Source organism: Caballeronia sp. ATUFL_F1_KS4A (assembly GCF_023630905.1).
Lineage (GTDB): Bacteria > Pseudomonadota > Gammaproteobacteria > Burkholderiales > Burkholderiaceae > Caballeronia > Caballeronia zhejiangensis.
The window spans coordinates 64,585-73,249 of sequence record NZ_JALQEB010000004.1 but is presented as its reverse complement, the minus strand read 5'-3'; the positions used below and the strand labels follow the sequence as shown (position 1 = coordinate 73,249).

The following is an 8,665-nucleotide window of genomic DNA, read 5'->3' as shown; positions in this document are numbered from 1 at the left end:
AACTCAACCCTTGACGCTCAATACAGTTGCTTTCTTTGCAGCAGCAAAGAAAGTGACTGCCGCCCCGCACAGGGGCAACGCTAATAGACCACTAAGAAAACGGGATCCAGCGACAACCCCAAAGCGCCAAAGCTCAAAAGCCCCAAAACTCAAAAACCAAAAAGCCCCCTACGGCCAGCATCATTCTTTTGGGCTATGATCAAACCCTACCCGCAGGAGCAAAAATATGTCACAGATCGCTGACACGGCGAATCTCGAAGCTCAATCCAGAACCGAAACGCCCATTTGCCTGCCGTGGATCGAACGGCTCGTATCCATCGATACCGTAAGCCGCAATCCGAATCTCGGCCTGATCGAAACGGTACGCGACGAACTGCGAAAAGCGGGCATCGAAGCGACCATCACCAACGATCCGCGCGGCCAGTGGGCGAATCTCTTCGCCACGGTCCCGGCGCACGACGGCCAAACCGACGGCGGCATCGTGCTGTCGGGTCACACCGATGTCGTTCCGGTCGACGGTCAGGACTGGCAGAGCGATCCGTTCAAGCCCGAAGTGCGCGACGGCCTCCTCTACGGCCGCGGCTCATGTGACATGAAAGGCTTCATCGGCGCCGCGCTCGCCATGCTGCCGAAGATGCAGGCGACCAAGCTCGCGAAACCCATCCACTTCGCGCTTTCCTACGACGAAGAAGTCGGCTGCGCCGGCGCGCCGCTGATGATCGCCGACCTGAAAAAGCGCGGCCTCAAACCCGATGGCTGCATCGTCGGCGAACCGACATCGATGCGCCCGATCATCGCGCACAAAGGCATCAATACCTATCACTGCTGCGTGCGCGGCTTCGCGGCGCATTCGTCGCTGACGCCGAAGGGCCTGAACGCGATCGAGTACGCAGCGCGGCTCATCTGCCACATCCGCGATCTCGTCGACGAGTTTCGCGCGCAAGGTCCGTTCGACGAACTCTACGACGTGCCCTTCACCACCGGTCAGACGAGCACGATAAAAGGCGGCAACGCGATCAACACCGTGCCCGCCGAATGCAACTTCGAGTTCGAATTCCGCAATTTGCCGACGATCGATCCCGATCAGATCTTCGAACGCATCCAGTCGTACGCGCATGACACGCTGCTGCCGAAGATGCTGAAGGAACACGGCAACGCGGCGATCGAATTCACGAAGCTCGCGTCCGCGCCCGGCCTCGACGCCACCGAGCAGGCCGCGATCACGCAACTCGTGCGCGCGCTCACGCAAAATCAGGACAAGCACAAGGTCGCCTACGGCACCGAAGCGGGCTTGTTCGCGAACGCGGGCGTGCCGAGCATCGTCTGCGGGCCGGGCAACATCGAACAGGCGCACAAGGCGAACGAGTATGTGTCGCTCGAACAGCTCGTCCAGTGCGAGGCGTTCCTGGGCAAGTTCATCCACAGCATGTCCGTCGAAGCACAGCCCCGTTGACCTCTCCAGATCGACAACACGTCATGTCCACTGCCATGCAGCATTCCGACAATACGATCGACGGCACGCCGATTCCGACGCTCGACGAAATCGCCGAGCAGCATATGGCGCTCACGCCGTGGGTGACGCGCACCCCGACCTTCGAGCGCCACGACTTTCCGACGCTCGAAGGCACGCCGGTCACGTTCAAGTTCGAACTCTTGCAGGCAAGCGGCACGTTCAAGGCGCGCGGCGCGTTTTCGAATATCCTCGCGCTCACCGACAGCGAACGTTCGGCGGGCGTCACGTGCGTATCGGCGGGCAATCACGCGGTGGCGGTCGCGTACGCGGCGCAGCGCATGGAAGTGGGCGCGAAGGTCGTCATCATCAAGAGCGCGAGCCCGGCGCGCGTGGCGCTGTGCCGGCGCTACGGCGCGGAAGTCGTGTTCGCGGAGAACGTCGCCGAGGCGTTCGATGTCGTGCGGCGCGTCGAAGCGGAAGAAGGACGCGTGTTCATCCATCCGTTCAACGGCTATCGCACGGTGCTCGGCACGGCGACGCTCGGCTACGAGTGGACGTCGCAGGCGCCCGATCTCGACGCCGTGATCCTGCCGATCGGCGGCGGCGGCCTGGCCGCGGGCGTATCGACGGCGATGCGCCTCGCAAATCCGTCGCTGCATGTCTTCGGCGTGGAACCGGAAGGCTCGGATGCGATGAAACGCAGCTTCGAGGCGAATCACACGGTCAAGATGGGCGCGATGCACGGCATCGCCGATTCTTTGATGGCGCCGCATACCGAGCAGTACAGCTACGAGCTATGTCGGCGGCATATCGACGAGATCGTCACCGTGTCGGACAACGAGCTGCGTCACGGCATGCTGCAGTTGTTCGGTGAACTCAAACTGGCGGTCGAGCCGGCATGCGCCGCCGCCACCGCCGCCCTGCTCGGACCGTTGCGCGAGCGGCTGGAAGGCAAGCGTGTCGGCGTGCTGCTGTGCGGCACCAATACCGACCCGACGACCTTCGCGAAGCATCTCGCGCTCGCGCGGGAAGCGTCGGGCGACTGAAGCTTTCGCAAGCAGGCGTTTGCATGTCTTTTCTCGGGGCGCATCGTGCGCCCCGAACTCGTTTTGCGCAAACTTCACGCTGAGATTTTCTCAAAGCGTATTAATGAAAAAAATAATTGATCTTTGTGCATATCTTTGTCATTCCGGCGGCAAAGCTTGTCTGCGCACGTGCGCGCTGATAGTGTCGCCAACCAAATGCAGTCGGAAGATCTGTTTCTAAATCTGAGCACTGTTTAATCCTTTTCAATCGCCATTAGCGCCCGTTCCAAAGTTCGCCGAGCTGATTCGCCACGAACAAGAACTCTCTCCGGCAAGTACAGGCAGCAACGATCCATCGTTGCGGGAACACGCACACCTACGAATAGCGATTAAATTCAATTAATGTCTACCGCGATATTTCACAAAGCGGATAGATAGACGGATCCATTTATTACGGCGCTTTTGGACGCACCAATTTTTCAAACAATGAGCAAAATAAATCGAATCCCAGAAACGGGAATAATGCAATGCGTTTTATCTGAATTCGGCACGCGTCGCGGACTTACCGCGCGCCGATCAGTTCTGGCGCTGATGCTGGCGGCCTCATCGGCCTGCATTCCCGTTGCTCATGCAACCGAAAGCGCGCTCGGCCGGCCTGTCGCGGGCATGAGCGTCGGCCCGAGCGCGGGCATCGTGCCGCCCGAGCCGATGACCATCGTTAACTTCGAGAACATCTATCTCGACGGCTCGATCGGCGCGAACCGCTCCGTGCCGATCGCCGGCACGGCGACTGCCGGCGTCGACGCGAAGATCGACTTCACGCTCGCTACCCTGATGCGCTCGTGGGGCAGCACGGGCGGATGGAGTTTCGCGTCCGCCATCACGCTGCCCTACGTCTGGACCGACGTGAAAGCAGGCGCGTCCGTCGGACGCCTGAACGGCGCGCGCAGCGACAGCGCCGCGAACTTGTTTGACCTCTACTTCACGCCGATCGTCGCGGGATACCACTTCTCGCGCACCGATCACATCGCGCTCAGCTTCAACGTCTGGGCGCCGACCGGCCGTTACGACCCGAACGCGCTCGCCAACACGAGCCTGAACAACTGGACCTTCGTGCCTCAAGTGGCGTACACGAAGCTCGTTCCGCAGTACGGCCTGGAATTCGACGCCGTCGCGGGACTGCAGTTCTACACGCGCAATCAAGCCACCGATTATCAAAACGCCCCGCTCTTCACGCTCGATCTAATGGGCCTGAAGAAATTCGCCAATGGCGTCGGCGTAGGCCTCGTGATGGGCACCGTTCAGCAGCTCGGCAAGGACTCCGGCCCAGTCGCCGATCGGCTCGACGGCTTCGTCGGACATGACTTCTCGCTCGGTCCCATCGTCACTTACGACACCAAGGTGGGCGGCAAACATCCCGTTTCGGCGAGCTTGCGCTGGGTGCCGAGCATCGCGAGCACGAACCGGCTCAAGAGCACCAACAGTTTCATGGCAAGCGCGACGCTGGCGTTCTGATGCCTGCCCGCATCGCGATATGAATTCAACCCGAAGAAGGAGCAACGCATGAAAAAAACCTCTATCAGCACGATAACCGCGCTGCTGTTCGCTGCGGGCACCGCGCACGCGCTGGAAGCGAAGCAGCCGCCGCGCAACCCGTTCCTCGCCGCCGAGAAATATTCGATCACGCACTTCGATTCGTCGCAGAGCGATGCGTTTCCGTATGCGGTCAAGCCCGGCTTCTTCAACGTCGATATCAGCAAGGCGCCGCGCGTCGTCGCCGGTCCGGTGAACATCATGACGCTCGCGTCGACGTCGCCGAACTACATGTGGGGCGTGTCCAGCGAAGGCGTGACGTATATCGACGTGTCGAACGGCGGCTTCAAGGAAGTCGCACGCGCCCCGGCGCCCGGCAACAAGGTCATTCCGGCCGCGCTGCACGACAAGGTGCTCGGCGAGCGCTACACGAACATCAAGCAGGCCGAAGACGCAGTGTTCAAGACCTACGGCCTCGACTGGACGCGCGTCGTCAACGGCGTGTACTCGGTGGTGGACAAGGATAATCATGTCTACTACAACGATTCGGACGGCAACATCAGCATGTTCGGTCTCGTGGACGAAAAGAATCCGGCCGCCGGCATCAAGGTCATTAAGACGATCGACATGAAACCGATCGTCGGCAAGGCGCATCTCGTCGGCACGGGTGTCACGTACGACGGCAAGTTCGTCGTGGCATCGAACGTGTCGATCAGCGTGTTCGACCGTTCGCTCGAAGGCCAGCCGCAGACGATCCGCTTTGCGCCGGGCGAATTCGTGAGCAACTCGTTCGCGATCGATCAGAAAGGCGGCATCTACATTGCGTCGAATCGCGTGATGCATAAGGTCGTTTGGACCGGCACGAAGCTCTCGGAAGACGAAGCAGACGGCGCATGGAAGGCCGAATACGAGCACGGCGATCAGCCGCCCGCAGTCAAGTTCGGCGACGGCACCGGCTCCACGCCCACGCTCATGGGCTTCGGCGACGACCAGGACAAGCTCGTGGTCATCACGGACGGCGCGAACCGCATGCACCTCGTCGCGTTCTGGCGCGACCAGATGCCCGCGGGCTGGAAGCAGATTCCGGGTACGAAGTCGCCGCGCATCGCCGGTCAGATCGGCATCACGGCCGGACTCAAGCATCCGCCGAAGTTCGTTCAGAGCGAACAGTCGGTGGTCGTGAACGGCTACGGCGCGTTCGTCGTCAACAACGTTGCCGAGAAGGGCCATCCGGACAAGCTCGTCGACGTGCTGTCGCTCGGTCCGGTCAACAGGCCGGCCTCGGGTGCCGAGCGTCTCGAATGGGATCCGAAGAAGCACGCATGGCGCTCGGTCTGGACGCGTGACGACGTCGTTTCCATCAGCATGGTGCCGAGCACGAGTTCGGCGTCGAACATGGTGTTCGTGAACGGCTACTATCCGAAGACGGGTTGGGAAATCACCGGCATGGACTGGAACACCGGCAAGACCGTGCATCGCGTGTCGTTCGGGCAGAGCAATCTGGGCAACGGCGCTTACGCCATCATCCAGTACCTGTCCAACGGAGACCTCCTCATGAATAGCATCGGCGGTCCGACGCGCGTCGTTCTGAAGGACGCAGCAGCGAAGTAAGCGGCGCGTCTTGATGCAAGAAGGGCCATCGCGACTGAACATCGCGATGGCCCTTCGGCGTTTACAGCGTCGTGCCGGACGCGCTTTTTGCGTCCGGCCACTTGACGTCACATCACCGTTGCGAGCTTTCTCCGTTCGCTGCGCAGCATGAAGACGTTCGCCGCGATCACGCCGACCGTCACGAGCGCGATGAACAAAGTCGCGAGCGCGTTCATCTCCGGATTCAGGCCAAGACGCACGCGCGAGAACACGACGAGCGGCAATGTCGTCGAACCGGGACCGGACAGGAACGCCGACAGCACGAGATCGTCGATCGAAAGCGTGAACGACAGCAGCCAACCTGCGACGAGCGCCTGCGAGATCAGCGGCAGCGTGATCGAGAAGAACACGCGCAGCGGCGTCGCGCCGAGATCGAGCGCGGCCTCCTCCAGCGAAGGATTCAGCTCCCGCACCCGCGATTCCACGATGATCGCCACATACGAGATGCACAACATGACGTGTCCGATCCAGATCGTGAAGAATCCGCGATCCGGCCATCCGATGAGCTTCGCCATTTCGACGAACAACAGCAGCAGCGAAATGCCCTGAATGACTTCGGGGATCACGAGCGGCGCGTTGATCATGCCCGCGTAGAGCGTGAAGCCCTTGAAGCGCCCCATGCGCGCGAGCACGAAGCCCGCCCACGTGCCGATGACGACCGACGCGCACGCCGTGAAAAACGCGATGCGCAACGACAGCCACGCCGCGTTGATCAGTTCGTCGTCGGTGACGAGCGCGCGATACCACTTGAGCGACGGCTCGGTCCAGACGGTGACGAGCGGCGAATCGTTGAACGAATAGACGATGAGACTCAGGATCGGTATATAGAGGAACGCGAACCCGAGTCCGAGCGCGGTGATTTGCAACGGACGGCTGACCTTGATCATCGCTTTTCCTCCAGTTGCTTCGCCTGGAAGTGCTGGAAAAGCGCCATCGGCACGAGCAGCAAGAGGACCATCGCGCAAGTGACGGCGGAAGCCATCGGCCAGTCGGCGTTGTTGAAGAACTCGTTCCACATGACGCGGCCGATCATCAGCGTGTCCGCGCCGCCGAGCAGTTCGGGAATCACGTACTCGCCCACCGCCGGAATGAACACGAGCAGGCAGCCCGCGATGATGCCGTTCTTCGACAGCGGCAACGTGATCTGCACGAACGCCTTCCACGGCTTCGCGCCGAGATCGTAGGCCGCTTCGAGCAAAGTCAGATCCATCTTCACGAGATGCGCGTAAAGCGGCATCACGAGAAACGGCAAATACGAATACACCATGCCGATATATACCGCGATGTTCGTGTGATACAGCTCGATCGGCGAATGCAGCAGGCCGATCGAAATCAGGAAGTTATTGAGCAGGCCGTTGTTCTTCAGAATGCCGATCCACGCGTACACGCGAATGAGGAACGACGTCCAGAACGGCAGCATCACGGCCATCATCAGGATGTTGCGCGTGGCCGGATTCGAACGGGCGATGTAATACGCCATCGGATAGCCGATCAGGAGGCACAGCACCGTCGATACCGCCGCGACCAGCAGCGAGTTCATGTAGGTCGCGAAGTACAGGCTGTCCTTGACGAGGAACGCGTAGTGCGCGAAGTCGAGCGCGATATGCATCACGCCCTCTTCCATCGTCACGAGATCCGTGTACGGCGGAATGCCGAGCTGGCTGTCGGCGAAGCTGATCTTCACGACGAGCAGGAACGGCACGAAGAACAGCAGCAGAAGCCACAGATACGGACCGCCGATGACGAGCGTGCGTCCGGAAACGCCGATGCGCTTGAGCCAGTTCGTCATCATGCGGTCAGCACCACGCCCGCCGACGCGCTCCAGCGCACGTAGACTTCGTCGTCGAACGTGGGCGAATCGATCTCGCCGATCGCGAGGCTCGACAGGTTCGCGACCACGACCTTGCCGGAATCGAGCGTCACGTGATAGAGCGTGTAGCCGCCCATGTACGCGATGTTCGTCACCTTGCCGCGGCCCCAGTTGTAGGTGCCTTCGGGCGGCTTGCGCGTGAGCGCGATGCGTTCGGGACGCACGGATATCGTCACCGGCATGCCGAGCGGCCCGGTGATGCCGTGGCTCACATAGAGCCGCACCGGAAGGTCCGGCGATTCGACGAAGATGTGATCCGGCTCGTCCTCGACGACATTGCCGTCGAAGAGATTGGTCGAGCCGATGAACTGCGCGGAGAAGCGGCTATTCGGATACTCATAGACTTCGTGCGGCGTGCCGAGCTGCACGATCTGCCCTTCGCTCATCACGGCGATGCGATTGGCCATCGTCATCGCTTCTTCCTGATCGTGCGTCACCATGATGCAGGTGACGCCCACCGTATCGAGAATATTGACGAGCTCGATCTGCGTGCGCTGGCGAATCTGTTTGTCGAGCGCGGACATCGGCTCGTCGAGCAGAAGCAGCTTAGGTCGCTTGACGAGGCTGCGCGCGAGCGCGACGCGCTGCTGCTGACCACCCGACAACTGGTGCGGCTTGCGCTTGGCGAACTTCGCCATCTGCACGAGTTCGAGCGCGTTGTGGACGCGGTCCTTCAGCTCGCCGCCCTTTACGCCTTCCTGCTTCAGCCCGAACGCGACGTTCGATTCCACGCTCATGTGGGGAAAGAGCGCGTAGGACTGGAACATCATGTTGACCGGCCGGTTGTACGGCGGCATCTTCGCGAGGTCTTCCCCGTCGATCAGAATCTGCCCTTCGGTCACCGATTCGAGTCCGGCGAGCATGCGCAAAAGAGTCGACTTGCCGCAGCCCGAGCTGCCCAGCAGCGCGAACAGCTCGCCCTTCTTCACCGACAGGTTGACGCCCCGCACGGCCGTCGTCTCGCCGAACTTCTTCACGACATCGACGATCTGCACGAAGCTGTCGTCCGTGCTCGAGACCGATGGGAAACTGCCCGGCTCGCGCCGGCCGGAATTAGGCGCTGCCTTCAACGCGCTCGACTGCTCACTCATGATTGCCTGTTCGACTCCTTGCTTCCATGCGTCTTTCGTGACT

7 protein-coding genes and 1 pseudogene are annotated in these 8,665 nt (G+C 61.1%); 5 read left to right on the top strand and 3 right to left on the bottom strand.

Annotated features, from left to right (window positions below; genetic code table 11):
• The 5 genes and pseudogenes from NCS03_RS07145 to NCS03_RS07125 form a co-directional block, all read left to right on the top strand.
• Positions 1 to 199 (top strand): annotated as a pseudogene (locus tag NCS03_RS07145) (hypothetical protein); the annotation flags it as partial.
• 27 nt (positions 200 to 226) lie between these two features.
• On the top strand, positions 227 to 1,453 hold the full coding sequence (gene argE / locus NCS03_RS07140; RefSeq protein ID WP_250518180.1) for an acetylornithine deacetylase: 1,227 nt from the start codon (positions 227 to 229) through the stop codon (positions 1,451 to 1,453).
• Positions 1,454 to 1,476: 23 nt separating this feature from the next.
• Positions 1,477 to 2,499, top strand: a complete 1,023-nt coding sequence (locus NCS03_RS07135) for a threonine/serine dehydratase family protein (protein ID WP_175980116.1) — start codon at positions 1,477 to 1,479, stop codon at positions 2,497 to 2,499.
• A gap of 570 nt (positions 2,500 to 3,069) precedes the next feature.
• Positions 3,070 to 3,993, top strand: a complete 924-nt coding sequence (locus NCS03_RS07130; RefSeq protein ID WP_239294929.1) for a SphA family protein — start codon at positions 3,070 to 3,072, stop codon at positions 3,991 to 3,993.
• A gap of 48 nt (positions 3,994 to 4,041) precedes the next feature.
• Entirely contained in the window at positions 4,042 to 5,622 is a 1,581-nt protein-coding gene (locus tag NCS03_RS07125; protein ID WP_250528975.1) for an NHL repeat-containing protein, read from the top strand.
• Positions 5,623 to 5,729: 107 nt separating this feature from the next.
• On the opposite strand, the gene NCS03_RS07120 is transcribed toward NCS03_RS07125, so the two are convergent.
• The 3 genes from NCS03_RS07120 to NCS03_RS07110 are packed head-to-tail and all read right to left on the bottom strand — an operon-like array spanning position 5,730 to position 8,622.
• Positions 5,730 to 6,545, bottom strand: coding sequence for an ABC transporter permease subunit (locus NCS03_RS07120; protein ID WP_033536119.1), 816 nt, complete (start codon positions 6,543 to 6,545; stop codon positions 5,730 to 5,732).
• On the bottom strand, positions 6,545 to 7,453 hold the full coding sequence (locus tag NCS03_RS07115) for an ABC transporter permease subunit (RefSeq protein WP_033536118.1): 909 nt from the start codon (positions 7,451 to 7,453) through the stop codon (positions 6,545 to 6,547). Before NCS03_RS07115 ends, NCS03_RS07120 begins: the two co-directional genes overlap by 1 nt.
• Positions 7,450 to 8,622 (bottom strand): ABC transporter ATP-binding protein, encoded by a 1,173-nt coding sequence (locus tag NCS03_RS07110; RefSeq protein WP_008349801.1) that lies wholly within the window; start codon positions 8,620 to 8,622, stop codon positions 7,450 to 7,452. The genes NCS03_RS07115 and NCS03_RS07110 overlap by 4 nt, the downstream gene beginning before the upstream one ends.
• Positions 8,623 to 8,665 lie beyond the last annotated feature (43 nt).

Bases quoted from the DNA above. Each gene is read 5' to 3' on its own strand.
- argE (WP_250518180.1), top strand. From the start codon at position 227: ATGTCACAGATCGCTGACACGGCGAATCTCGAAGCTCAATCCAGAACC.
- NCS03_RS07135 (WP_175980116.1), top strand. From the start codon at position 1,477: ATGTCCACTGCCATGCAGCATTCCGACAATACGATCGACGGCACGCCG.
- NCS03_RS07130 (WP_239294929.1), top strand. From the start codon at position 3,070: ATGCTGGCGGCCTCATCGGCCTGCATTCCCGTTGCTCATGCAACCGAA.
- NCS03_RS07125 (WP_250528975.1), top strand. From the start codon at position 4,042: ATGAAAAAAACCTCTATCAGCACGATAACCGCGCTGCTGTTCGCTGCG.
- NCS03_RS07115 (WP_033536118.1), bottom strand. From the start codon at position 7,453: ATGATGACGAACTGGCTCAAGCGCATCGGCGTTTCCGGACGCACGCTC.
- NCS03_RS07110 (WP_008349801.1), bottom strand. From the start codon at position 8,622: ATGAGTGAGCAGTCGAGCGCGTTGAAGGCAGCGCCTAATTCCGGCCGG.